The 25,080-nt window shown below is 32.9% G+C and carries 23 protein-coding genes; 5 read left to right on the forward strand and 18 right to left on the reverse strand.

What is annotated here, in order from left to right:
- Window positions 1-130: 130 nt before the first annotated feature.
- The 4 genes from AAEO59_RS11690 to AAEO59_RS11705 all read right to left on the reverse strand — a co-directional run bounded on the left by AAEO59_RS11690 (window position 131) and on the right by AAEO59_RS11705 (window position 6,992).
- Complete coding sequence (locus AAEO59_RS11690; protein ID WP_341700926.1) at window positions 131-1,651, reverse strand: aminotransferase class V-fold PLP-dependent enzyme; 1,521 nt, start codon at window positions 1,649-1,651, stop codon at window positions 131-133.
- Window positions 1,652-1,724: 73 nt separating this feature from the next.
- Window positions 1,725-3,698: a protein-disulfide reductase DsbD family protein gene (locus tag AAEO59_RS11695; protein WP_341700927.1), complete on the reverse strand. Its 1,974-nt coding sequence runs from the start codon at window positions 3,696-3,698 to the stop codon at window positions 1,725-1,727.
- Window positions 3,699-3,708: 10 nt separating this feature from the next.
- On the reverse strand, window positions 3,709-4,155 hold the full coding sequence (locus AAEO59_RS11700; RefSeq protein ID WP_341700928.1) for a protein-disulfide reductase DsbD domain-containing protein: 447 nt from the start codon (window positions 4,153-4,155) through the stop codon (window positions 3,709-3,711).
- A gap of 11 nt (window positions 4,156-4,166) precedes the next feature.
- A complete protein-coding gene (locus AAEO59_RS11705; protein WP_341700929.1) occupies window positions 4,167-6,992 on the reverse strand; it encodes a M16 family metallopeptidase in 2,826 nt (941 codons plus the stop codon).
- An 886-nt stretch (window positions 6,993-7,878) separates the two neighbouring features.
- Here AAEO59_RS11705 and AAEO59_RS11710 point away from each other — a divergent pair.
- Window positions 7,879-8,421: a hypothetical protein gene (locus AAEO59_RS11710; RefSeq protein ID WP_341700930.1), complete on the forward strand. Its 543-nt coding sequence runs from the start codon at window positions 7,879-7,881 to the stop codon at window positions 8,419-8,421.
- Window positions 8,422-8,504: 83 nt separating this feature from the next.
- Here AAEO59_RS11710 and AAEO59_RS11715 read toward each other — a convergent pair whose 3' ends face one another.
- Complete coding sequence (locus AAEO59_RS11715; protein WP_341700931.1) at window positions 8,505-9,383, reverse strand: PPK2 family polyphosphate kinase; 879 nt, start codon at window positions 9,381-9,383, stop codon at window positions 8,505-8,507.
- A 181-nt stretch (window positions 9,384-9,564) separates the two neighbouring features.
- Here AAEO59_RS11715 and AAEO59_RS11720 point away from each other — a divergent pair, with 181 nt between their 5' ends.
- Window positions 9,565-10,281, forward strand: a complete 717-nt coding sequence (locus AAEO59_RS11720; RefSeq protein ID WP_341700932.1) for a 3-ketoacyl-ACP reductase — start codon at window positions 9,565-9,567, stop codon at window positions 10,279-10,281.
- Window positions 10,282-10,431: 150 nt separating this feature from the next.
- Here AAEO59_RS11720 and mtaB read toward each other — a convergent pair whose 3' ends face one another.
- On the reverse strand, window positions 10,432-11,760 hold the full coding sequence (gene mtaB, locus AAEO59_RS11725) for a tRNA (N(6)-L-threonylcarbamoyladenosine(37)-C(2))-methylthiotransferase MtaB (RefSeq protein ID WP_341700933.1): 1,329 nt from the start codon (window positions 11,758-11,760) through the stop codon (window positions 10,432-10,434).
- 120 nt (window positions 11,761-11,880) lie between these two features.
- Between mtaB and AAEO59_RS11730 the strand changes: the two genes are divergently transcribed.
- The 3 genes from AAEO59_RS11730 to AAEO59_RS11740 all read left to right on the forward strand — a co-directional run bounded on the left by AAEO59_RS11730 (window position 11,881) and on the right by AAEO59_RS11740 (window position 14,700).
- Window positions 11,881-12,126 carry a hypothetical protein gene (locus AAEO59_RS11730; RefSeq protein WP_341700934.1) on the forward strand — a complete coding sequence of 82 codons (246 nt, stop codon included), beginning with the start codon at window positions 11,881-11,883 and terminating at the stop codon, window positions 12,124-12,126.
- Window positions 12,127-12,205: 79 nt separating this feature from the next.
- Window positions 12,206-12,892 (forward strand): hypothetical protein, encoded by a 687-nt coding sequence (locus AAEO59_RS11735; RefSeq protein ID WP_341700935.1) that lies wholly within the window; start codon window positions 12,206-12,208, stop codon window positions 12,890-12,892.
- 308 nt (window positions 12,893-13,200) lie between these two features.
- Window positions 13,201-14,700, forward strand: coding sequence for a hypothetical protein (locus AAEO59_RS11740; protein ID WP_341700936.1), 1,500 nt, complete (start codon window positions 13,201-13,203; stop codon window positions 14,698-14,700).
- 106 nt (window positions 14,701-14,806) lie between these two features.
- Here the strand turns inward: AAEO59_RS11740 and AAEO59_RS11745 are convergent, their stop codons facing one another.
- The 12 genes from AAEO59_RS11745 to hisS all read right to left on the reverse strand — a co-directional run bounded on the left by AAEO59_RS11745 (window position 14,807) and on the right by hisS (window position 24,953).
- Window positions 14,807-15,604, reverse strand: coding sequence for a Cof-type HAD-IIB family hydrolase (locus AAEO59_RS11745; RefSeq protein ID WP_341700937.1), 798 nt, complete (start codon window positions 15,602-15,604; stop codon window positions 14,807-14,809).
- Window positions 15,605-15,644: 40 nt separating this feature from the next.
- On the reverse strand, window positions 15,645-15,929 hold the full coding sequence (locus AAEO59_RS11750) for a hypothetical protein (protein WP_341700938.1): 285 nt from the start codon (window positions 15,927-15,929) through the stop codon (window positions 15,645-15,647).
- Entirely contained in the window at window positions 15,930-16,223 is a 294-nt protein-coding gene (locus AAEO59_RS11755; RefSeq protein WP_341700939.1) for a type II toxin-antitoxin system RelE/ParE family toxin, read from the reverse strand.
- Between the two features lies 1 nt (window position 16,224).
- Entirely contained in the window at window positions 16,225-16,470 is a 246-nt protein-coding gene (locus tag AAEO59_RS11760) for a hypothetical protein (RefSeq protein ID WP_341700940.1), read from the reverse strand.
- A gap of 36 nt (window positions 16,471-16,506) precedes the next feature.
- Window positions 16,507-16,725, reverse strand: coding sequence for a putative signal transducing protein (locus AAEO59_RS11765; RefSeq protein ID WP_341700941.1), 219 nt, complete (start codon window positions 16,723-16,725; stop codon window positions 16,507-16,509).
- Window positions 16,726-16,740: 15 nt separating this feature from the next.
- Complete coding sequence (locus AAEO59_RS11770; RefSeq protein WP_341700942.1) at window positions 16,741-17,415, reverse strand: DEAD/DEAH box helicase; 675 nt, start codon at window positions 17,413-17,415, stop codon at window positions 16,741-16,743.
- A 103-nt stretch (window positions 17,416-17,518) separates the two neighbouring features.
- Window positions 17,519-18,682: a sigma-54-dependent transcriptional regulator gene (locus tag AAEO59_RS11775; RefSeq protein ID WP_341700943.1), complete on the reverse strand. Its 1,164-nt coding sequence runs from the start codon at window positions 18,680-18,682 to the stop codon at window positions 17,519-17,521.
- 64 nt (window positions 18,683-18,746) lie between these two features.
- Window positions 18,747-20,066, reverse strand: coding sequence for an ABC transporter permease (locus tag AAEO59_RS11780; RefSeq protein ID WP_341700944.1), 1,320 nt, complete (start codon window positions 20,064-20,066; stop codon window positions 18,747-18,749).
- Between the two features lie 70 nt (window positions 20,067-20,136).
- A complete protein-coding gene (locus tag AAEO59_RS11785; protein ID WP_341700945.1) occupies window positions 20,137-21,060 on the reverse strand; it encodes an ABC transporter ATP-binding protein in 924 nt (307 codons plus the stop codon).
- 158 nt (window positions 21,061-21,218) lie between these two features.
- Window positions 21,219-22,328: a molecular chaperone DnaJ gene (dnaJ, locus tag AAEO59_RS11790; protein ID WP_341700946.1), complete on the reverse strand. Its 1,110-nt coding sequence runs from the start codon at window positions 22,326-22,328 to the stop codon at window positions 21,219-21,221.
- A gap of 56 nt (window positions 22,329-22,384) precedes the next feature.
- Window positions 22,385-22,963: a nucleotide exchange factor GrpE gene (locus tag AAEO59_RS11795; RefSeq protein WP_341700976.1), complete on the reverse strand. Its 579-nt coding sequence runs from the start codon at window positions 22,961-22,963 to the stop codon at window positions 22,385-22,387.
- Between the two features lie 331 nt (window positions 22,964-23,294).
- Window positions 23,295-24,953, reverse strand: coding sequence for a histidine--tRNA ligase (gene hisS, locus AAEO59_RS11800; RefSeq protein ID WP_341700947.1), 1,659 nt, complete (start codon window positions 24,951-24,953; stop codon window positions 23,295-23,297).
- Window positions 24,954-25,080 lie beyond the last annotated feature (127 nt).

Below are 25,080 nucleotides of genomic sequence, written 5' to 3' on the forward strand. Positions count from 1 at the left end.
AAATTCGTCTGATAATAAATCTTCTTTTTTCATAAGACTGTGTAATATTTAAATTTAAACAAAAAAATAATGAGGTCGTAAAACCCCATTATTTTTTAATTACACAGTTTATGTTATAGTACCTTTGAAATTAAATTTTAAACCAGTTTTCAGATATTTCACTTTCAACCAATTTATTGCTTTTGTGTACAAATTCATTTTTAGAGGAATTATAAGTATAATCTTCCCCCCATGTTTTGTAATTGGTAGCAACCTGCTTGATCGCATCGCAAATGAATTCGATTTCATCATTTGTCATAATTGGATGAACTGACATACGTATCCATCCCGGTCTTTCTATAAAACAACCTTCTAAAATCTTAAGCTCTATTGATTTGGATGTTGGCTGATCAACATTTAACAAATAATGTCCATAAGTACCCGCACATGAACAACCGCCTCTGGTTTGAACTCCAAAACGGTCATTTAATAATTTAACAACCAAATTATAATGAGCATCTTCAATATAAAATGAAACAACCCCTAATCTTTCAGTGTAATCAGGTGCCAAGATTTTTAGATTCTCAATCTTAGATAATCTGTCAAAAATAATATCAGTCAATTCATGCTCTCTATCCAAGATATTTTTAACACCCATTTTTTCTTTCAATTCAATGGAAAGAGCGATTTTAATAGCCTGTAAAAAACCAGGTGTACCACCATCTTCGCGAGTTTCAATATCATCAACATAGTCGTGATCTCCCCAAGGATTCGTATAACTTACAGTTCCGCCTCCAGGATTATCCGGCACTAGGTTTTTATATAATTTTTTATTAAAAATCAATACCCCTGAAGTTCCTGGACCACCCAAAAATTTATGAGGTGAAAAAGTAATAGCATCTAAATACTCTTCCTCATTTACTGGGTGCATATCAATTTGTACATAAGGAGCTGAACAAGCAAAATCTACAAAACACAAACCGTTATTTTGATGCATTAATTTCGCTATTTGATGATAATTAGTTCTAATACCTGTTACGTTAGAACAACCTGTAACCGCAGCGATTTTAATAGGCACATGTTTGTACTCCTGAAGTAAACTATCCAAAGCTGATAAACTTGGCAAACCATTTTCATCTGCAGCAATTACAACTACTTTAGCAATAGTCTCTAACCAAGATGTTTGATTAGAATGGTGCTCCATATGAGAAACAAAAACTACAGGTCTTTTTTCTTCAGGAACCTGGGTATGTTCTTTAAGGTTTTCGTTCAATTTAATTCCTAAAATACGTTGGAATTTATTGATAGCTCCAGTCATACCGGAACCTTCCGTAATTAACACATCGTCTTTTGAAGCATTAACATGTTTTTTGATAATTTCTCTCGCATCATGATACGCATGAGTCATTACACTTCCTGTTATAGCAGTCTCAGTGTGTGTATTTGCCACATAAGGACCTATTTCATTTAAAAGTTTTTCTTCAATAGGTTTGTATAATCTACCGCTTGCTGTCCAGTCGGCATATATAATTTTTTTCTTTCCGTAAGGAGATTCAAAATACTGATCTACTCCTACAACATTATTTCTAAATTGTTCAAAATACTTTTGAAGATTGGATACTTCCTTTTTTGAACCAGCCTTAGCCTTTAGAAAATTACTTATCAAACTCATAAATTGAAATTGTATTAAATACCACTTTGGCTGTTAACCAAAGTGGCATAAATAAAAAAATTAAGTTGTAGAATTATTTTTTAAATTTTGAAATTCCATCTTTAAGCCACTGATGGAATGTTGGTACATCTGGAGTATATCCCACAGGATCAATCAAATTATTTTCATTATGATCCATTAAAACATAGAAAGGTTGCGAATTAGCTTTGTAACGAATCGTTTGTAATTCGCTCCATTTTTGACCAATGTATTTTAATTTTTTACCTGGTTGCAATTTAGATTCGGTAATTTCACTTTCTTCTAACGGACGTTTATCATCAACATATAAAGAGATTAAAACCACATCCTTTTTCAAGATTTCTAAAATTTCAGGTTTTGGCCAAACATTTTGTTCCATCTTTCTACAGTTTACGCAAGCCCAACCTGTAAAATCTAACATCACTGGTTTTCCTACTTCTTTTGCGTAAGCCAAACCTTTATCATAATCGTCAAAAGCAACAATGTCGTGTGGTGCTAACAAGTGCGCTCCTTCCGGCAAAACTGTTTCTGCTGCTGCGCTACCATCACCCGCTTTAGAGTAGCCTACTCCATAAGGCGATTCACTATATTCTTGCGGCGGAGGGAAAGCACTAATTAAATTTAAAGGTGCTCCCCAAAGTCCAGGAATCATATAAATCGTAAAAGACAACACTACTAATCCTAAACTTAATCGACCTACCGAGATATGACTCAAAGGCGAATCATGAGGCAATTGGATTTTTCCAAAAAGATAAAATGCCAATGCTCCAAAAACAGCAATCCAAATAGCAATAAACACTTCTCTTTCTATCAAATGTGTTTGCGACACCAAATCAGCCTGAGATAAAAATTTGAATGCTAAAGCTAATTCTAAGAATCCTAATACCACTTTAACCGTATTTAACCATCCACCAGATTTAGGTAATGAATTTAACCATCCAGGGAAAGCTGCAAATAACGCAAAAGGTAAAGCGATAGCCATTGAAAATCCTAACATCCCGATAATTGGTGCTAAACCACCTTTAGAAGCAGCTTCTACTAAAAGTGTTCCCACAATTGGTCCTGTACATGAAAATGACACAATCGCTAAAGCTAATGCCATAAAAAAGATTCCTATCATTCCACCTCTATCGGCTTGAGAGTCTACTTTATTAGCCCATGAGTTTGGTAACATAATTTCGAAAGCTCCTAAAAAGGAAGTAGCAAATACTACTAATAGGATAAAGAAAATAATATTAAACCAAACATTTGTAGCCAAAGCATTTAAAGCATCCGCACCAAAAATACTGGTAACAGCTGTTCCTAATAATACATAGATAAAAATGATGCAAAGACCATAAATAATCGCATTTCTAACACCTACCGCTTTGTTTTTACTTTGTTTAGTAAAGAAACTCACAGTCATAGGAATCATCGGAAACACACAAGGAGTTAACAAAGCAGCAAATCCTGATAAAAAGGCAATGAAAAAGATAGACCAAATTCCTTTTTTAGAGTTAGAATCGGTTTTTTCTCCCTCAGAAACAGCCGATTTGTCAACTTCAGTTGTACTAGTAGCAGTTGCTACAGGCGCTGTTGCAGCAGAAAGATCAAAAGATAATTCAACTTCCTTAACAGGAAGACTTTCTTTTCCATTCGAAGCTACAAATTCTAAAAAAGCAGCTATTGTTTTTACATCACCTTTAGTTTCAATTCGTTGTTTAAAAGTAGCCTCTTTTTCAAAAGATTTAATTTTTAATTTATAAACAGCATCCTCAGCAGTTTTACCCTCATCTTCAGTTGTATTACCTACAATTGTAAAATTTCCAGCACTATCATCATAAATAAAACTAGTTGCTGTTGGACCTCCATCTGGAACAGTTTGAGAAAATAAGCTCCAACCTGATTCGATTGTTGCTTTTGTAACCAAATCATATTCAGTTGCAGAAATTTTTTCTACAGAAGTTGTCCACTTAACCGGATCAATATTTTGAGAATACCCCAGCGTTACAAAAACAAGTAAGGCATATACAAAAAGTATCTTTTTCATCAACTAAATATTATTTAATACTGAATTCTAAATCTTCTTCAGTAGGAGGTAAACATCTGCTATCATCACAAACCATATATTCCACTGTAGCTTTTACTTTGAATGGAGCTTTCCCTTTTAATTTAATACGTTGTTTAAAAGAAGCTTTATTTTCAAAATATTTAATTTTCATTTCAAAAATAGGATCATTTACAGTATGTCCTTGCTCTTCTACAGTATTCCCTTTTTTAAGGAATTTTGGGTTCGCAGGGAAAATAAATTTTGTTGGTTTTGGACCATCAGCAGGTATTGTCTGAGAATATAAATGCCATCCTTTATCGATAGTAGCAGTAGCTATTAATTCATATTCTGTGGCCGAAATCTTTTTAACAGAAGTAGCCCATTTTACTGGTTTTAAAACTTGTGATTGTCCTCCAAAAGCAATCATTAAAGTAAATAATAATACTAGTTTTTTCATTTGATTTTAATTTAATTAAGGGTATTGATTTTTGGTTTTATTATTATTTCATAAGATCTTTTTCCTGCTAAGATCTTTTTAGCGATTTCCTGAAAATCTTTTTCAGACATTTTATTTAAAATATCATCAAACTCTTTAGGATCGTTCATATTTTCATTGTATCTGAAATATCTTGAAAGCAACTGCATATCATAATCATTTTTATCTTTATACTGCTGACGTTCTTTAATAAAATTCACTCTTGTTTTATTCAAATCATTAGCATTTATTGTGCCATTTGCAATTTTTTCAAATTCATTAGTAACAATCTTTGCTAACTTATCTGCCATATCAGGATTACATTCAAATGAAAAAGACACATAAACACTTGTTTTAGGCTCTCTTATAAAACTTGCTCCCGCTCTTGGACTATAAGCACCTCCTTCAGATTCTCTTACGGTTTCTGTAACTCTTAATTGCAAAATATCTCCTAAAACATTAGTAAAGAGCACATTTTCTCTAGAATATTTAATATCATTATTTTTGAAAACAATATTAATTGAGGCTTTTGGATCTTTCATTTTTAAATAGACCGTTTTATCAATTTTATTAGATAACCAGTCCACTTGATTGTCTTTATAATTCTCTTTTTTATTCTTAGTTGGGATACTCGCAATGAATTTTTCTAAAAGCGGTTTCAATTCAGCTTCCTTAACATCTCCAACTATAAAAAACTCAAAATCAGAAGCATCAGCAAATCTATCCTTATAAATTGATGTTATTTTATCAAAAGAAATGGCGTCTATATATGCCTTGTCAAAAATATGCTTTTTAGGGTTATTTTTACCATATAAAGTAACCAACAAACTATCTTTCATATTCTCATTAATACTCTTGCTTCGCTTTTCAAGATTATTATTTAAATTACTCTTTAAAATTTTAAAGGCATCAGCATCAAAACGAGGTTTCACAAAGTTAAGATGAATCATTTGCAGCATAGTTTCAACATCTTTACTATTTGAAGATCCTGAAATCACTTCATTAATTTCATTAATAGAAGCATTCACTCTGGCTGTATTACCAGCTAGGATTTTATTCAAATCAGTTTCAGTAAAATCTCCCAAACCAGACATTTGTTGCAAACTTGTAGCAACAGAAGCCGATGGTAAATCTTCATCTTTTAGTAATGAAGTACCCCCGTAACTAATTGCATTAAGAGCAACAGTATTTTTTTGTTTGTTTACAAACTTGTAGCGCACTTTAACACCATTACTTAATTCAAAAGTTGTGGCTCCTACATTTGCGTCCTTAATTTCTTTGACAATTTTACCTTCATTAATTACTAAATCAGATACTAAATTTTTATTGGATACTGTTTCTGTATAGGGTTCTAATGTACCATCATTTTCAACTGATTCAATAATTGCAATAGCATTTTCTTTACTTAAATTTTCCTGACCTTTAACCCCTACAACATTCAAAAATCGATTATCCTTTGTATAAAGATTTTTTAAAGTAGTTTGAAGTTCTTCTGCTGTAATATTGTTGAATATTTCCTTAGTAATTTCATATTCTTTAGTAATATCTGTGATTACCTCATTATCCAAAAAGTTGTTTTGAATATTATCTTCAATGGAACTGTGATCAATATCATCTTTTTTGGCAATTTGATTTTCATATGATGACTTAAACATCGTAATCATTCGGTCTATTTCAGATTGAGTATAACCGAATTTAACAGCACGCATTACTTCTTGAAAGGCTTCTTTAAAAGCTTCTGCATGTTTATTTGGCTTAGGACTTACATTTAAATTAAAAACAGACATTGTCTTTGTCCAAGAGCCATTACCTACACCTGCTCTTACAAAAGAAGTATTAGGATCTTTAGCTTTTTCGGCAATTCTTGAAGATAACATTCCTAATGCCATATTTTGCAAAAGGGAACGTTTTAAATCAGCAACTGTTCCAGTGTTTAGTGGTTTTTTGTGGCGAATACCAAAACTGATTGACGGCGTAGATACTTCAGGATCTGTTCCTAAACTATACATCATTTCCTTGCTTTCAGGTATATCAACCGTATAACGTTTAAGTGGATTTTTTACTGCAGGGATTTTTGAAAATTTAGCAATAATATCCTTTTCCATTTTATCCACGTCAAAATCACCAATAACTGCTATTGCCTGTAAATCGGTTCTATACCAATCACGATAAAAATCTCTTAAAGCTTTGTACTTAAAACCTTCAACTACTGACATCAAACCAATAGGCATTCTATCAGCGTATTTTGAGTGATTGAAGATAACTGGAAATGAAATCTCAGATAAACGTGCATTTCCATCTTGTCTGGCGCGCCATTCTTCTTTAATAACTCCACGCTCAGCATCGATTTCCTCATCAGTTAACAATAAATAATGAGACCAATCAAACAAAACCTGCAAACAAGTATCAACTAAACCATCTTTGGTTGGAATATTATTTAAATTGTAAACTGTTTCGTCAAAACTAGTATACGCATTAATATCTTTTCCAAATACCGCACCGTGCTTTTGAAGCGTATTTAAAATACCTTTTCCTGGAAAATGTTCTGTACCGTTAAAAGCCATATGTTCTAAAAAATGAGCCAAACCTCGTTGATCTTCATTTTCTAAAATTGAGCCTACATTTTGAATAATATAATAACTTGCTGCATCTTTTACGACACTTGTACTTTTAATATAATATGTCATACCGTTAGGCAAAACACCTTTTTTATAGGTTTGATCCACTGGCAATGACGCCTTATAATCAATTGATTGCGAAATTGCTTCGGTCCCTATTAAAGCAAAAAAAGCAACAAACAAAAAGAAAAATTTCCTCATATAATCACCGGATTTAGTTTGGTTTAGTTTAATTTTTATTGAAAATCATTTTTCAAAGATATTCTCAAAAATAATGCTGTTATGTTAAAAAAAATTTAAAATATAATCATATAAATCCGATAGAATTACAGAAAAACCAACAATATTTCAATATTTAGCAAAAAAATAAAGTGAAAAAATAGTTATATAATTTATTAATAAACTCCTTTTTATATCAATTAAACAATATTCAACAGTTACAACTGTATTTAAAAAAGGTTCTATTCTTACTTCTTTCCTAGTTACAAAAAAAACATAAAACAATATATAACAACACTTTACACACAAAAAACAATCATTTTAAATCCATTTCATGTAACATTTAACTTTACAAATCATACTCTTTTAGTCGTATTTCAATTTATATTTCTTTTCATAATGCTAAAAAATAATTATCAAACTGTAATTTTTTTGTAAGTAAAATATTTTTTTGTAAACAACTTCTCATAATAAAAAAATACTGTTTGTAATTATAATCACAAACAGCCTCTTCTGAGATAGTTTGACTTTAGAATATATTATATCTCAGAAAGGTTTTTATAAAATGAATTAGTAGATATACTCAAAATCGTTTAAAATCAATTAATCTCTAGTCAAAAATTTGATTTATAAAGAAAATCCAATCCGTTTCCTATGCCTCGATTACAAAATCAATAACATCATTTTTTCTTTTAAAACACTCCCCCAAGAAAAGGATCTATATCCATTTAAACATCAATGCTTATATATTTTCAAACAAAATGTAACAAAATGCACAACATTTAAAAAGCTGTTCCGTTTATTAAATCTGAAATAAACTCTTCTAAAGAAATAGTATAAAATTTATAAATAAAAATCCCCCCAAATCATGAAAACAACAAAAAAAATTACTGCAACATTTATGCTTGCTTTAACGCTATTCTCTTTCAATGGAATTAAAGCACAAGAAACTAAAAATTATGACCAAGGTTTCCGTTTAGGATTTGGTTTAAGTGCCGGCTATGCGAACGAAGATCCATACAAACTTGCACTTGGAGCCGATGCCAGACTGCAATATGACCTGACTAAAAGATATTCTATAACCTTAACAACAGGTTTCAACAACATATTTGTAAGCAAAAATGACGGTAATGACTTAGGTTTTATTCCGGCAAAAGCAGGTTTGAAAGCCTTTGTATGGAACGACCAATTTTATTTGACCGGTGAAGCTGGAGCCGCTTTTGCAGTGACTAATAATTACAACGACACCTCGTTCTTACTATCACCTGGTATTGGATTTGCCAACAGATATATTGACATTTCTGCTCGATATGAACATTATTCTGATTTCCCAACTATTAATAATGATGGAAGTCCAGGCAAAGGTTTTGGTCAATTTGCAGTTAGACTGGCTTATGGTTTCAAATTATAAATTTAAAATTATTAAATACAAAAAGGTTTCATCTCAAATTTTAAGATGAAACCTTTTTCATTTAAAAAAAGCTTATAAAAACTTTATTCTTTAGCCAATTGCTCTTTATAAACTGCAAAATTAGCTTTCACTTTGTCCTCTAAATCAGGAACCTGAATGTCAGTCAATTTTTGCATTTCTTCCCAAATAATTTTAGCCACAATATAGCGCGCCATTTCTTTATCATCGGCAGGAACAATGTACCAAGGTGCATTTTCGGTAGCCGTTTTATTAATAGCTTCCTCATAATATTGCATATAAGAATCCCAATGCTCCCGCTCTTTCAAATCTCCCGGTGAAAATTTCCAATGGTGTTCCATATTTTCCAGTCGTCGTAAAAGACGTTTGCGTTGTTCTTCTTTACTCAGATGAAAATAAAATTTCAAAACAATCGTTCCATTTTGAGTAATGTGTTTTTCAAAATTCCGAATTTGCTCCATTCGGTTTTCCCAAAATTCAGGTGTAATGTCTTCGACCTTTTCTATTCCGGGCAAATTTTCATTCAAAATATATTCCGGATGCACTCTGGTAACTAAAACATTCTCGTAATGTGTACGATTAAAAACAGCAAATTTTCCTTTTTCCGGCAAAGCCAAATAATGGCGCCATAAATAATCATGCTCTAGTTCTGTAGAATTCGGTGTTTTAAAACTGTGCACCACTACGCCTCTCGGATTAAATTCCTTGAAAACTTCTCGTATTAAACTATCTTTCCCAGAGGTATCCATCCCCTGCAGGCAAATCAATACCCCATAACGGTTGTGCGCATACATGACATCCTGCAACACACTCAGCTTTTCCTGAACCTTTTCCAGTTTCTCTTCCTTATCATCATCACTGGCTTTGTTGTTTAAATCTGTCGGAATTTCCGAAAGTTTAATAGGCGCTATTACTTTAAAATCGGCTGGATCTATTGATTTCATAAGACATCTCTTAAGGTTACACTCTCAAATATAAGGAATAAATACTATATTTCTTTTCCTTTTAAAAAGTGAAATTTCGATTTTAAAATAAAATTAACTCAATTTCAACTTCGAAAAGCTAATTTTAGCATTCAAAATCAGTACTAAATCTTAATTAGTTATTTTATTAATAATCAAACAAATGACAAATCTAAAAAACAAAAATGCAATAATAACCGGAGCCGGAAAAGGAATAGGAAAAGCCATTGCTCTAGCACTTGCAAAAGAAGGTGTCAATGTAATTTTAATGGCCAGAACTCAGGTAGAAATTGACAATGTAGCTGCCAAAGCCCGTTCGTTAAGGGTAAAAGCCTTAGCTCTAACGGTGGATGTTGCTGATATCAATTCCGTAAATACTGCTGTTGCAAAAGCCTTTGCTGAATTCGAAACTATTGATATTCTAATCAATAATGCCGGAATTGCCGCTTTTGGTAAATTCTTAGAACTGGAACCTGCCGCTTGGGAACGTATCATTCAGGTAAACTTAATGGGAGCTTATTATATGACACGCGCTGTAGTTCCTAATATGATAGAAAGACAAACCGGAGATATTATCAATGTTTCTTCTACAGCGGGACTGGCCGGAAATGCTTTAACCAGCGCTTACAGTGCCTCTAAATTTGCTTTATTGGGAATGACCGATTCTTTAATGCAGGAAATGCGTAAACATAACATTCGTGTAACAGCCTTAACTCCAAGTACCGTGGCTACAGATATGGCCAAAGACTTAAATCTAACGGATGGAAATCCTGAAAAAGTGATGCAAGCTGAAGATATGGCCGAATTAATTATCGCACAACTAAAATTAAACCGACGTGTGTTTATCAAAAACAGCAGCATTTGGTCTACAAATCCTTAATTGCAACTAACCATATAAGTACATTTAAGAAACTTATATAACTCCTATCTCTCGACAGACAGGACAAGGTAAAATATAAAACCATTAAGGAATTAAGTTTATTAAGCCTGATACTTAATTTTCTTAATGGTTTATAATATTTTAGAAAAACTAAACTAAAGCCGAAACAAATTCCATTCGAACGCTTCCATCTTCGTCTATATGTGTCAAGTTTACTTCATGTAAAGTGTTCACTAATTCCGGATTCCAAGGCGTTTTAACTTTCACATAGTTTTCAGTAAATCCGTGGATGTATCCTTCTTTATTTTCTCCTTCAAAAAGTACCGTCCTTTGTGTTCCTAACTGACTTTCATAAAAAGCACGACGTTTTTTAACTGACAAACTGCGTAACATTTTGCTGCGTTTAGCACGCACATTTCCTGCAACAACACCTGGCATCTCTGCCGCTTCGGTATTATCTCTTTCCGAATAGGTAAAAACATGGAGATACGAAATATCCAAATCATTCAGGAAATGATAGGTTTCCAAGAAATGTTCGTCTGTTTCCCCTGGAAAACCAACAATCACATCGACTCCAATACAAGCATGAGGCATCACTTCTCGAATTTTAGACACTCTTTCTGTATAAACCTCACGCAGGTAACGACGCTTCATCAACTTAAGGATTTCATTACTCCCTGATTGCAACGGAATATGGAAATGCGGTACAAAAGTTCTGCTTTTAGATACAAACTCGATGGTTTCGTTTTTCAATAAGTTCGGCTCGATCGAAGAAATACGCAAACGCTCAATTCCTTCTACCTCATCCAAAGCCTGAACTAGTTCTAAGAAAGTATGTTCGTGTTTTTTGTTACCAAATTCCCCTTTTCCGTAATCACCAATATTCACACCGGTAAGCACGATTTCCTTGATGCCTTGCTGCGAAATTTCGTAGGCATTTTTCAAGACATTTTGCAGTTCGTCACTTCGTGAAATCCCACGGGCTAAAGGAATGGTACAATAAGTACATTTATAATCGCAACCATCCTGCACTTTCAGGAAAGCACGAGTACGGTCACCAATGGAATAACTGCCTACATAAAAATCGGCTTCGGAAATCTCGCAAGAATGCACCTCGCCAATATCATTTTTAGACAAATCATTGATGTAATCGTTCAGTTTGAACTTCTCAGTGGCACCCAGCACCAAATCCACCCCGTCCACATTGGCCAACTCTTCCGGTTTCAATTGCGCATAGCAACCCATTGCAGCAATAAAAGCTTTATTGTTAAGCTTCATGGCTTTGCGAACGACTTGTTTAAATTGTTTATCGGCATTTTCGGTTACCGAGCAGGTGTTGATAACATACATATCTGCCACTTCCTCAAAATCCACACGGTCAAATCCTTCGTCCTGTAAGTTACGGGCAATGGTTGAAGTTTCTGAAAAATTCAGTTTACAGCCTAGGGTATAGAAGGCTACTTTTTTTCTTTTTTCCATAAGTAGTCGCTAATAATGAAATCGTTGTCAAAAATTAGCGTGTGCAAATTTACAAACAAATACGGGAATTAAAAACCCGATTATCATTATATTTGTAAATAGATTTTAAACTTAAAAATCATGCAATCAGCTAATTTACAGAAGCAAAAATTAGAACTCATTGAAAAAATCATCCATACTGATGATCAAAACACTTTGGATTTTTTAAAAAGCATCTTAAATGATGAAACTTCGGATTACGAATTGACCGATGAACAAAAGCAGATTGTAGAAGAAGCTACTGCTAAATACTATTCTGGCGAAGAACCTTCTTTCACTTGGGATGAAGTAAAAAACAATATTAGAAAAAGAAATTTCCAAGACTAATATAAATCAAAAGAAAAATTTTATTAAGCTTTTGAATTTTGCCAAACAGTCTCTACTATATCATACATTAATTAAAAAAATGGAAGAAAAATCAAAAGACGCCATTGTACTTTTTATTAAATTCGGAAGCGAAGAAAACATCAAATCTCTCTATGAAAACGGTTTGATTTATTTAAATACAATTGATTATTTTCAAAATTTAGAAGATAACGGTGTAAGAGGAGATAAATTTGAAGGCACCGTAAATATTAAAAATTTTAAACATACTGATGAGTTCAAACTCGAAATAACTGACACCATAACTGGAGAAAAAATGAATTTCAAGCCTGGTAAATTACAACTACGTCATTATGATTCAAATCCAAAAGGAAATTTATATTCACTATATTGTATAAAACAATCAGATTTTTTAAATACAGATGAATTTATTATAGACTCTAAAGTCAAAGAATTTGGTACACATGCATTGTTTATAAGAAACACAAAAATATTCATCGACAAACTTACCGATGAAATCACAAAGCTAAATATGCCTTACAAAGCAAAACCAATAGAATACTATGAGCCGGAAAATATTAATGGTGAGATAAATTTATTCCAAAAAATTCAACAATATAAGTATCAAAGTGAATATCGAGTTGTTGTCAAAAATAACAAACAAGAACCTTTGAAAATATTGATAGGAAGCTTAAAAGAACATTCTGAAATGTTTGCAATGAATTCTTTAAATGACTTAAAAATAATTGCAAATAAAATAAAACTTTAATTACTACAGAAAAAGAAATACCAATTTATAACTACACAAAAAAACACTAAGAAATCAAGATTAAGAACAACTCTTAAATCCCTGCAAGAATGAGCGTCCCGCTCTTGCATCTTTCGAATATAAAACACTTATAATTACTTTATGAGATTGCTTCGCCAGTTCGCTATCGCTCGTGTCCTCCTTCGCTGGATGACAAAATCATATCAAAATTAAATCGTCAAACAAACATATAAGAAAATTTACTACGTTTGCTTTTTTTAAACATACAATTTTTCGGACTTAAACCAACTTTAACTTAAATAAACTCCATGAAAAAATTATTCATGCTTTGTGCATTTATTATCACTCATTCAATCTTTTCACAATCAACAACAAAACTAAAAGTCACTGAAAGTGCAGAATACAAAGACGACATCAAATCCATAGATATCCTGACTATTCATACAACCGAATCAGGAGAAACTGCTATTATTAGAAATGGGAAACATGATTTCTTATTTGACATTTTTGATAAAAATCTTAAAAAAACTTTTTCTAAAGTGGTTGAAGCTGAGAATGACGAAAAATTTGTTGGCGAATTATTTTACCAAAATCAACTTAAGTTTTTTACAGTTTATGCTCCAGAAAAAGACAAACGTATTGTTTACTGCCACACTTTAAATCTAACAACAAAATCTTGCTCAAAAACAACGATATTTGAAACCGCTGCAGAAAAAAACCAAAGCATTTTTGGTTCTGAAAGAAAACACAAAACTAATTTTGCTTTATCTCCTAATGGCGATTATTTTGCAATTGCTACAGACAATATTTTAAAAAACAAAAACTCTTACACTATTAGAGTTTTTGACTCAAAGTCGGAAAAATTAATTTATACCAAATCCTATCAGGAAGACGAAAAAAAGACATTTGAGTTTAATGATTTATTCGTAGACAACAATGGAAATGCTTTTTCACTGGGTAAACTTTACAAAAATGGATTAGCAGATAAAAATGCATCTGGAGATGCCAATTATCAATTTGTCCTTAATAAAATATCAAAAGACCAGACTAGCTTTATTCTTATAGATTTAGAAAACGAACACATTAATTCTCTAAGTATCTCAAATAATAATAACGAATTAAATCTTATTGGTTTTTATTCAGAATTGAATGTAAACAGAATTAAAGGCGGATGCACTTTTGTAATTAACACCAATGATTTAAGTATTAAAAGAAAAAAAATTCAGGAACTACCAAAACAGGTTTATGACGATTTATACGGCTACAGAACGGCAGAGCGTAAAAATGACAAAAAGAAAGAATTAAGAAACTTTGATATCGATTATGTTTTAAGAGATGATACGAATAATGTTTTCCTTGTAGCAGAAGAATTTTACATAACCACTATGTATGTGAGCACAGGAATGTATGGTGGAGGCTACTGGCAAACTATATATCATTATGATGACATTTTGATTTTAAAATTCAATGCTGAAGGAGATTTGGTTTGGGGAAGAAGTGTTTACAAAAGAGCTACAGCTCCCTCTTACAATGCGTTTCTAAAAAACGACCAACTCCATATTATCTTGAATTCTGGTAAAAATCTAACTGAAAAAACCGATGGAAGAACAAAATTATCCAAAGGATGGTTAGAATCTACTTCCTTGTATGATTTAGAATATTCTAATAACGGAGAAGTTAGTTACAATAAAATACAGGATAATAACGGTAATGAATTTTATCTTCCTTTTTATGGTACTTACGAAGGAAATAAATTTATCATGATGAATGATGGTCGAAAGAAAAAGATATTTATGACTCTAGAATAATTAGTTAAATGAACTAGCTAAAAAACAAAAAACCATTAAGAAATCAAGATTAAGAACAACTCTTAAATCCCTTAATTTCTTAATGGTTTAAAAAAAGTAAAACGGTCTAAGCTAAAATAAATCGCTCAATTACCTCAGCTACTCCGTGATCGTTATTGGAAGCGACAACTACATTTCCTTTATCTCTTAAATGCGCATCTACATTATCCACCCAAACGCCAAGACCGGCATATTCAATCATCGAAAGGTCGTTTCCGGCGTTACCTACAGCAATCACCTCAGCCTGGGCGATGTTTAATTTTTCAGCCAGGAATTTCACACTGGCACCTTTGTCAATTCCTGTTTGAGCTGCTTCAAGAAAAAATGGTTTCGACATACACACGCTCAAATGCGGCATGGTTGCTTTCAAATCATTTTCTACTTCTTTCAAATAAGAAGGTTCTTCAAGCAAAATACATTTTATTGCCGAAGTTTGTACCCTTTCTTTAAAATTAGGCACCACTTCGTGTTCCAAGCCTGTAATATTAATTTCTACGTCAATGTATTCAGAGCGGGTTTCACTCACTACTTTTCCGTCTAAATAGGTAATAATATGGGTGTTTTTAGCCTTGCTATAATCATACAAAGCATGGATTTGCTCCAACGTCAAACTTTGCTCAAAAATTACTTCGTTCGTTTTCAAATCGGTAATTACCGCACCATTAAACGAAATCATATAGGAATCCATCAAGCCTAAATCCTTAGCATACTCAATCATTGCAGGCGTTGGTCGCCCAGAAGCCAAAATAATCTGTACTCCTTTTTCTTTGGCCTTAGCCAACATATTTCTGTTCTCTGCTGAAATGATATGGTCGTCATTCAATAACGTATCATCCATATCCAGCACCAACATTTTGTATTTCATAATTTTATTCTTTAAAATAGTTCTTCAAAGTTTATTGACTTTAACGAACAATATATCTTGTAAATTTTAAATTTTCTTTCTCCAACAACAACAAATTACCAAGATAACAACCTATTAGATAAAAGGAAGCAGAGTTTCCATTTTTTGAAATCCTAATATTAAAATTATTCTGAATATTAATATTTTGTTCGATAGCTATTGGATCTCCCATATATTTTCCAGTTTCATATTCCCATAAATTATCCAATCGACTTGGCATAAATAAAAATCTGTCACCAATAAGCAGGACAATAACAATCGATATTATTAGAAACGGCTTCTTCATTTATTTTTTAAATTGACCTTGTCTGGAATCAAAAATTTGAAGAATTCTAATTTCTGATTCTGAATGAATTTTATAAATAACTTTAAAATTACGCACGATCATTCTTCGATATGGTTCTCCTAAAAATTCATCCACCTGATATTGCTCAGCAAAATGAATACTTTTACTCTGTTTAACAATATCGTTAATAACATTTTTAGCTCCTTGTGGTGATTGTATTCGGATAAATTCGAAGATGAGTTTTAAATCTGCCTTAGCCTGATTATCCCAAAGTACTTGAATTGGCTTTTTCATTTTACCAATTCTCGATTTCTTTTTCTAAATCTTCAATTGTTGTATAATTGCCTAATGTAATTCGAACATCGGCTTCTTTAACCATGTTAATATATTCTACTTTATCAACTGGATAACCACTAATAGTATGAGCAACAGCTTCTTTATCCAAAACCGTTTTTAGAGCCATTATTTTTTTAAGTTTACTTTCATCATTAATATGAAGTAACCAATCCAATAATTCTATTTTTTTTGCAGCTATATCCATTTTAACAATAGTATTAGAATAACAAATATACAACTATTAAATATTCAATCGAAACTCTTCAATAACAGTATTTGCCTTTGCAAAATCAGTTTCCTGAATAAACAATTCCACAGCCGAACCTGAACTCCCAAAACCCGCCAATCTGGCCGATTGAATGTTGTCTTTCATCAATACTTCCACACCTATGGTTTCCATTTTTTCCTTCAAAGCCAAAGCCAAAACTTCACTCCCTGAAAACACTTTCATCAATCCCATCGTTACTGTTTTTTTTTAATTATTTCCGTTTTCTTCGTTGCCTTCTTCCTCCTCAAAATCATCATCCTCTTCTTCTGTTTCTTCAAAGTCAAATTCGTAAGGCTCAATTAGCATTTTATCAGCTAAAATCGCTACTCTTTCGGTATAAAAATCCGAGAAAATAATGCGTTGTGTTTTAGCAATACTATTAGAAATACGCATGATTTTCGACTCGTGACGCATTTTCAAAAGCGCATCACAATCATCAACGATAAACATCTTCAATCGGTTCACATTATAGCCTGCCGTTGAAAACATTTCGTTTAGTTTCGTTGGTGTCCCAATCAACACATCAATTCCGGTAGAAACATAGTTTTTATCATAATCCATATCTCCTTTTTCGTGAACGCCATACACTTCCAGATGGGTATATTTGCTATACTTCTCGAAAAGTTCCTCCATAGCCAACATCTTTTCCTTGTCTTCCACCACAATCAAAGCACGAGGCGATTCTTCATTGCTTCCTGCTAATTTCTGAATCACGTTAAGTACAATTGCTGTTGTTCTTCCGCTTCCTTTCGGCGCATAAATAACACAGTCGGCACCACTTTTTATCGTTGAAAAGGTTTCTTGCTGCACTTCAGTAGCTTCCGTTAATCCGTTTTCTGCTAAAGCCTGTTGGAGCTTTTCATTTATTTTTTTTAGTTTCATCAACTTTATATTAAAAGATTGAAAAATTCAAAGATTGAAAAATTACAACTGCAAGCCAAATCTTTAAATCTTTGAATTTTTAAATCATTAAATTTAATTTTAATTATTTCGATGCAAACAGTTTTACATCATTTTCTGAAATTTGGCTTCCGCCAAGGATAATCAAACGTTCTACCACGTTGCGCAATTCACGGATATTTCCGGTCCAATCGTATTCCTGTAACAATTTGATGGCATCATCAGTAAATTTTTTCACAGCAGTTCCTTGCTCAGAAGCAATTTTATCGGCGAAATGTGTCACTAGCAACGGAATATCTTCTCTTCTATCATTCAGCGAAGGCACTTTAATCAAAATCACCGCCAAACGATGGTATAAATCCTCACGAAAACGGCCTTCTTCGATTTCTTTTTTCAAATCTTTATTGGTTGCCGCTACTACACGCACATCCACTTTGATATCTTTATCAGCACCTACTCTGGTAATCATATTTTCCTGTAAAGCACGTAACACTTTGGCCTGAGCCGAAAGACTCATATCCCCAATTTCATCTAAGAAAATGGTTCCTTTATCAGCTGCTTCAAATTTTCCGGCACGGTCTTTCACCGCAGATGTAAAAGCTCCTTTCACGTGTCCAAACAATTCACTTTCGATTAATTCAGAAGGAATAGCGGCACAGTTTACCTCAATCAAAGGAAAAGCGGCACGCTCACTTTTTTCATGCAATTGATGGGCAACTAATTCTTTCCCGGTTCCGTTTGGTCCGGTAACCAATACACGGGCTTCGGTTTGAGCAACCTTATCAATCATCATTTTGATATGATTAATAGCTTCACTTTCACCTATCATTTCGTAGTTTTTGCTGACTTTTTTCTTTAAAATCTTATTCTCAACTACTAATTGTTTTCTATCTAAAGCATTGCGAACCGTATTCAGTAAACGATTCAAATCAGGCGGTTTTGAAATATAATCAAAAGCCCCTAAACGCATCGCCTGAATGGCAGTTTCCATATCGCCATGACCCGAAATCATGACCATTGGAATTTCCGGCTTTATTTTTTTGACTTCTTCCAATAATTCGACACCATCCATTTTAGGCATTTTGATATCGCAAATCACCAAGTCGTAATCGTTATTCTTTATTTTCTCCAAACCCGAAACACCATCTTCAGCTTCCTCTACCTGATAGCTATCATTTTCTTCCGAAAGAATCTTAGAAAGCACTCTTCTGATGGCAGCTTCATCTTCGATTAATAATATTTTACTCATTTGTTTATCTGATTATTTGATGATTTGATTAAAACAATTGACCAAATCAACGAATTAACATTATTTAATATTTTAACCAACGGTACAATTCTTTCCAGCTTGGCTTTTTTCCATACATCAAAATTCCCACTCGATAAATCTTAGAAGCGAACCAAACTACTAATAAGAAAGTTCCAAATAATAATAGAATCGAAATTGCAATTTGCCAAAATGGCACACCAAAAGGAATACGCATCAACATTACAATTGGAGATGTCAACGGAAATATCGAAAAAGCAACTGCAATGGTACTGTTTGGATCATTTATCACGCTAAAGAAACCCACATAAACACTCAATACCAAAGGCATAATGATAGGCAAAAGGAATTGCTGAGAATCGGTTTGATTGTCAACGGCAGCACCAATAGCGGCATAAAAAGAACTATACAAAAAGTATCCTCCAATGAAATAAACCACAAAACCAATCAAAATACTGGCAATAGGTAAATTCCATAATTCTTTTATATACAATTGGGCTATTCCAGCAAAATCTCCAGAAGAATGCTCAACCAAAGCTGATGGTAAATGCGTTGTCGCCGGCCCCACATTCACATCAAAAAATGCAGAAGCAGTTATCAACAACGAAAGTCCGATGATGACCCATATAGTAAATTGCAAAATTCCTGCCAAAGAAGTACCAATGATTTTACCGATCATCAACTGAAAAGGTTTTACCGAAGAAATGATGATTTCTATAATTCGGTTCGTTTTCTCTTCAATAACAGAGCGCATGACCATATTTCCATAAATGATAATAAACATCATGATAAGGTAACCAAAAGCGCCTCCAATGGCAATCTTAGCTTCGTTGAGTCCTTTCAAACCATGTTCACCCGAAGTTTTGGCAATATTAATATTGACCGTAGCTTGCGCCTTTTCAATCACTAAAGCATCCAAATGGGCATTTTCCAGATTGATTTTGGTAATTTTATTTGCAATAATATTCTGTGCGTTTTCGATAAATGACATGCTGGGACTAGCATTAGAAATAAACTCAATTTTATTTTCTAAATCAGCTATAGAAGTGGTTTTAGGAATTACCAAAATTCCCTCATATCCATTATTAGCTACACTATCCTTTAAAAACTGTTTATCAATTTGCGATAAATCCAAATACTTATACTGTTCGTCCTGACTGTTTTGAGCAATAAATTCCTTGGCAAACAAAGCTGTTTCATCATGAATTGCGACACGTTTTACATCGGCTTTCATTGAACTCAAATACCCAACAAATACAGCTACTACAACAAATAATAGCGGACTTAAAAAAGTCATTACAATAAAGGATTTGTTGCGCACCTTGGCAAAAAATTCTCTTTTTATAATTAGTGATATTATACTCATAATTTAAAATATTCAAATCTGAAATTCCAAATACCAATAATCTTGAAATTTGGAATTTCTTTATTGATTTTTATTGTTTAGTTACCGTTTGGATAAAAATATCGTTTACACTTGGAATTTTCTCAACAAAATGAGTCACTTGTCCTCTTTGAGTAATCAAATGCAACAATTCATTAGGTAACGCATTTCCAATTTGTATTTCTAGTTTCAACTCGTTGTTCAAAGATTTAAAATTAGCCGGACTAACAGTAAATTTCTGGGTAATATCATACATTAAACCTTCTACATTTTCAGTCAAAATACCCACTTCATAACTATTTATTTTATGCTGTCTTTTGACATCGTCTAATTTTCCTTCGATTAATTTATTCGATTTATGAATCAAAGCAATATGATCGCATAATTCCTCCACACTTTCCATACGGTGCGTAGAAAATAATATCGTTGCACCCTGTTCTTTCAAAGCTAATATTTCCTCTTTGATAACATTGGCATTTACAGGATCAAAACCTGAAAAAGGTTCGTCAAAAATCAGTAATTTAGGCTTATGCAAAACACAAACAACAAATTGGATTTTTTGAGCCATTCCTTTCGAAAGCTCCTGAATCTTCTTGTTCCACCAACCCTGAATCCCTAATCGGTCAAACCAATAATCCAGCTGTTTTTTAGCCTCAGCCTTAGAAAGTCCTTTCATTTGTGCCAAATACAAACATTGCTCACCCACTTTCATACTTTGGTACAAACCTCTTTCCTCTGGCAAATAGCCAATATACTGTACATGTTTAGGCTGTAATTTTTCACCATCCAAAATTACTTCTCCACTATCCGGCATAGTTATTTGGTTAATGATTCGAATAAGTGAAGTTTTTCCGGCACCATTAGGCCCTAAAAGCCCAAAAATACTGCCTTTAGGAACAGACAAAGATACTTCGTTAAGCGCTACATAATCTCCGTATTGCTTCACGACTTTATTGACTTCTAATAAGGTATTCATGCTGATTTTTAGAATTTTCTTTTCAATTAAACCTTTTTGGTCTTACGGTTGTAAAAGTAAATAATTACTACCTAAATAGACGATAATTGTTTCATAAAAAAACCCATCATCATTATTGACAATGGGTTTTATATCTTGTTTTTATTTTCTCTAAAAGTTTAAGAAAACATATCTTTTACTTTTTCAAAGAATGATTTATCTGATTTCTCAGGATTTGGTGAAAAATGATCATCCTCTAAGTATTTTTCAAAGAATTGTTTTTGCTCTTTGTTCAATGTTTTAGGTGTCCAAACATTCACATGAACTAACAAATCTCCACTTCCATATCCATTGATACTTGGGATTCCTTTTCCTTTCAAACGAAGAATTTTACCCGATTGAATTCCTTCTTCTAATTTGATTCTTACTTTTCCGTTAACCGCTTCGATATCTTTAGAAACTCCTAAAACAGCTTCCGGGAAACTGATATACAAATCATAATGCAGGTTCTCTCCTTCTCTTTTCAGGTATTCGTGCTCTAATTCTTCAATAGCAACAATTAAATCACCAGGAATACTGTTACCCGGAGCATCGTTACCTTTGTTAGAAACTTTCAACTGCATACCGTCAACAACACCCGCTGGAATTTTGATAGAAACAGTTTCATCTTCTACAATCATTCCCTGAGCATCAGCATGAGATGGTTTATGATCTAAAATTTGACCAGACCCACCACAAGTATGACAGGTTTGTGCCGATTGCATTCTCCCTAAAATGGTATTGGTTACACGCATTACCTGTCCTTGACCATTACAAGTCGAACATGTTTTGTATGTAACACCAGGAGCCTGAACTTTACGTTTAACTTTTACTTTTTTCTCCACTCCATTAGCAATTTCCTCCAAAGTCAATTTTACTTTGATTCGCAAATTACTTCCTTTCGCACGACGAGGACCACTGCTTCGACCACCGCCAAAACCACCAAAGCCGCCACCGAAAATATCACCAAACTGACTGAAGATATCATCCATATTCATATGGTGACCACCGCCAAATCCGCCGGAACCATCAAAAGCCTGATGTCCAAATTGGTCATATTTTGCCTTTTTTTCAGGATCTCCCAACACCTCATAAGCTTCAGCTGCTTCTTTAAACTTTTCTTCAGCCGCTTTGTCTCCAGGATTTTTATCAGGGTGAAATTCAATAGCTTTCTTTCTGTAAGCTTTCTTTATTGCTGAAGCATCAGCACTTTTAGAAACACCTAATATCTCGTAAAAATCTTTTTTCATTGTATTTATTTTTTAAAAAAGCACTGCTTTTTTGTCCGACAACAAAAGGTCTTATATTACTGTCCAATAACTACTTTTGGATAACGAATAATTTTGTCTCCTAATTTATATCCTTTTTCAAGTACATCTACAATTTTCCCTTTCAAGTCTTCTGACGGCGCAGGAATTTGAGTAATTGCTTCTGCAAAATCAGCATCAAAAGCATCTCCAGCTTTCACTTCAACTAATTCTAATCCTTTAGATGATAAAGTGTTTTTTAATTTTTCATGAATCAATTCAACTCCTTTTGTCAAAGTTTCATCAGCTGTTTTTGCAATTTCAACCAAAGCCCTGTCAAAATCATCCAAAATTGGCAACATTGCTAATAAAACTTCCTGATTGGCAGTTTTAAACAACTCAACACGTTCTTTTGAAGTTCTTCTTTTATAGTTTTCAAATTCAGCAAATAATCGTATATGTTTGTCTTTTTCATTCGCTAAGTCTTGCGCTAATTGCTCTTCAACACTTAACTCCTCAGTAACCGCTTGTTCTTCACTCGCTTTATTTTCCATTGTTACCTCATCCATTTCCTTATCGATTTCTGTATTCTCAGTACTCATATTTCCCTTATTTTTAAATATATTTTTAAACTTCATCATTTTTTACACTTTCCTAAAGATAACAAAAGTATTGCCAAATCACACTAAATGCCAAATTGTCACTCTTTTTCTCAATAGCCATTTTTTAACCCTAATTTTTCCTTAATTTATTTTTTTTCATCTTTAAAATGAAATTTTAATAAAATTTTAATATATATTTCAATTATATTGTATATGTTTGTTATTGGGTTCTAATCAATATCTAATTTTCGTTTGAAAATAAGCCCGAAAATTAGAATTGATTTCTAAACAATTATTAATTCGCGATTATTATACTAAAAAAAGCTTTGTCCATGACAAAGCTTTTTTTGTACTATTTCTGATTATTTTATTCTAATGCTTTTTTCAATCCTTCAAAATCTAAAGCCATCTGCTCACCTGAAACTAAATTTTTAAGCGAATAAGTACTAGAATTCATTTCTTCTCCACCCACTATCACTGCAAAAGGAATATTTCGTTTATCAGCATATTGAAACTGTTTTCCAACCTTTGCTTTATCCGGATACAATTCAACTTTTATACCCGCTGCTCTTAATTTTTGAATAGCCTGCAAAGCATAAAAAGCTTCGGCATCTCCATAATTCACAAACAAAGCTTTAGAACTTGCCGTCACTGTTTCAGGAAATAGGCCTAATTCTTCAATCACTAAATAAATACGATCCAAGCCGAAAGAAATCCCAACACCACTAGTATCTGGTTTTCCAAAAATACTCGTCAAATCATCATATCTTCCACCACCTCCGATGGATCCCATAGCAACACCTTTTGGCGCAGCTACTTCAAAAATTGCTCCTGTATAATAATTCAAACCACGTGCTAAAGTCACATCCAAGTCCAAAATTGCGGTTGACAATCCTAATTGAGTCACATTGTCACAAATAAAACCTAATTCCTCCACACCTTTCATTCCTTCTTCTGAAGTTGCCAAAAGCAGTGATAATTTTTCGATTTTCTCAGAAATGCTTCCTGTGAAATGAAACAAAGGCTGCACTTTTACAATGGCTTCTTCGGAAATTCCTTTTTCAATCATTTCCTTTTTAACACCATCTTCGCCTATTTTATCTAACTTATCCAAAGCCACCGTAAAATCAATCAATTTATCCGAAGCACCAATCACCTCAGCAATTCCTGACAATATTTTTCGGTTGTTAATTTTTACTGTTACTCCGTTCAAACCTAATGACGTAAAAACCGTATCATATAACTGCACCAATTCTACTTCCTGCCATAATGATTTTGAACCTACCACATCGGCATCACATTGAAAAAATTCTCTGAAACGCCCTTTTTGAGGTCTGTCAGCACGCCAAACTGGTTGGATTTGGTATCTTTTAAACGGAAATTCAATTTCGTTTTGATGTTGTACCACATATCTTGCAAAAGGCACTGTCAAATCATAACGCAAAGCTTTTTCAGTTAACCAATCTGTCAGATATTTAGGTTTTAATTCAGTATAAAATCGACCAATAATAGCCTTTGAGAAAAAAATTAATTCATTCTCTTCTAAATTTAAAAACTTTTCTATTTGCTCTTCATTATCACCTACTTCAACTATAATTAATGGAAATAAATCTTTTGAAAATCTATCAATAGTAACATTAGTATTTTGTAAATATTTCAATGCTCCAGAAGCATAATTTTTAATGTTTTTTTGAAAATTTACAATAAGATCATCTTCAGAATAGCTATCAAAATTTTTATAATAATCTTGATAAAATTTACTAATCCCAAAAACAAATTGTAATAAACAATCATTTAGTTCATTCAAATAATCTCCCGAATTCAAAATTTTAAAAATCAAACGATCCCCTTCTTCTCCATATTTCCCCATAAGGGTTTCTGAATTTTCAAACGAAGGTGTTTCAATTGGTTGGAAACCAAATTTTTCAAAATTAGCTTTGATTGTTTGAATGATATATTGACGTTTAGCCACCTCAGCCGGTGAAAAATCTCTTGTCCCTTTAGGAATACTTGGTTTTGATGCCATTTTTAAAAGTTAGAAGTTAGAAGTTGGAGGTTAGAAATTAAAAATTCCAAGCACGACCACTTCTTATCTCTAACTTTTAACCTCTTATTTCGCTGTGCAAATATCTTATTTTTAAAATAAAAATCAG

Origin of the sequence: Flavobacterium flavipallidum (genome assembly GCF_038289905.1) — a bacterium.
Taxonomy (GTDB): Bacteria; Bacteroidota; Bacteroidia; order Flavobacteriales; family Flavobacteriaceae; genus Flavobacterium; species Flavobacterium flavipallidum.

Excerpts from the sequence above, each read along its gene's own strand:
- AAEO59_RS11745 (WP_341700937.1), bottom strand. The coding sequence starts at position 15,604 with ATGAAATACAAAATGTTGGTGCTGGATATGGATGATACGTTATTGAAT.
- AAEO59_RS11750 (WP_341700938.1), bottom strand. The coding sequence starts at position 15,929 with ATGAAGAAGCCGTTTCTAATAATATCGATTGTTATTGTCCTGCTTATT.
- AAEO59_RS11780 (WP_341700944.1), bottom strand. The coding sequence starts at position 20,066 with ATGAGTATAATATCACTAATTATAAAAAGAGAATTTTTTGCCAAGGTG.
- dnaJ (WP_341700946.1), bottom strand. The coding sequence starts at position 22,328 with ATGAAAAAAGATTTTTACGAGATATTAGGTGTTTCTAAAAGTGCTGAT.
- AAEO59_RS11700 (WP_341700928.1), bottom strand. The coding sequence starts at position 4,155 with ATGAAAAAACTAGTATTATTATTTACTTTAATGATTGCTTTTGGAGGA.
- AAEO59_RS11710 (WP_341700930.1), top strand. The coding sequence starts at position 7,879 with ATGAAAACAACAAAAAAAATTACTGCAACATTTATGCTTGCTTTAACG.
- AAEO59_RS11715 (WP_341700931.1), bottom strand. The coding sequence starts at position 9,383 with ATGAAATCAATAGATCCAGCCGATTTTAAAGTAATAGCGCCTATTAAA.
- AAEO59_RS11730 (WP_341700934.1), top strand. The coding sequence starts at position 11,881 with ATGCAATCAGCTAATTTACAGAAGCAAAAATTAGAACTCATTGAAAAA.
- mtaB (WP_341700933.1), bottom strand. The coding sequence starts at position 11,760 with ATGGAAAAAAGAAAAAAAGTAGCCTTCTATACCCTAGGCTGTAAACTG.
- AAEO59_RS11690 (WP_341700926.1), bottom strand. The coding sequence starts at position 1,651 with ATGAGTTTGATAAGTAATTTTCTAAAGGCTAAGGCTGGTTCAAAAAAG.
- AAEO59_RS11775 (WP_341700943.1), bottom strand. The coding sequence starts at position 18,682 with ATGAGTAAAATATTATTAATCGAAGATGAAGCTGCCATCAGAAGAGTG.
- AAEO59_RS11785 (WP_341700945.1), bottom strand. The coding sequence starts at position 21,060 with ATGAATACCTTATTAGAAGTCAATAAAGTCGTGAAGCAATACGGAGAT.
- AAEO59_RS11740 (WP_341700936.1), top strand. The coding sequence starts at position 13,201 with ATGAAAAAATTATTCATGCTTTGTGCATTTATTATCACTCATTCAATC.
- AAEO59_RS11720 (WP_341700932.1), top strand. The coding sequence starts at position 9,565 with ATGACAAATCTAAAAAACAAAAATGCAATAATAACCGGAGCCGGAAAA.
- AAEO59_RS11695 (WP_341700927.1), bottom strand. The coding sequence starts at position 3,698 with ATGAAAAAGATACTTTTTGTATATGCCTTACTTGTTTTTGTAACGCTG.
- AAEO59_RS11795 (WP_341700976.1), bottom strand. The coding sequence starts at position 22,963 with ATGAAGTTTAAAAATATATTTAAAAATAAGGGAAATATGAGTACTGAG.
- AAEO59_RS11705 (WP_341700929.1), bottom strand. The coding sequence starts at position 6,992 with ATGAGGAAATTTTTCTTTTTGTTTGTTGCTTTTTTTGCTTTAATAGGG.
- AAEO59_RS11765 (WP_341700941.1), bottom strand. The coding sequence starts at position 16,725 with ATGGGATTGATGAAAGTGTTTTCAGGGAGTGAAGTTTTGGCTTTGGCT.
- AAEO59_RS11735 (WP_341700935.1), top strand. The coding sequence starts at position 12,206 with ATGGAAGAAAAATCAAAAGACGCCATTGTACTTTTTATTAAATTCGGA.
- AAEO59_RS11770 (WP_341700942.1), bottom strand. The coding sequence starts at position 17,415 with ATGAAACTAAAAAAAATAAATGAAAAGCTCCAACAGGCTTTAGCAGAA.
- AAEO59_RS11760 (WP_341700940.1), bottom strand. The coding sequence starts at position 16,470 with ATGGATATAGCTGCAAAAAAAATAGAATTATTGGATTGGTTACTTCAT.
- hisS (WP_341700947.1), bottom strand. The coding sequence starts at position 24,953 with ATGGCATCAAAACCAAGTATTCCTAAAGGGACAAGAGATTTTTCACCG.
- AAEO59_RS11755 (WP_341700939.1), bottom strand. The coding sequence starts at position 16,223 with ATGAAAAAGCCAATTCAAGTACTTTGGGATAATCAGGCTAAGGCAGAT.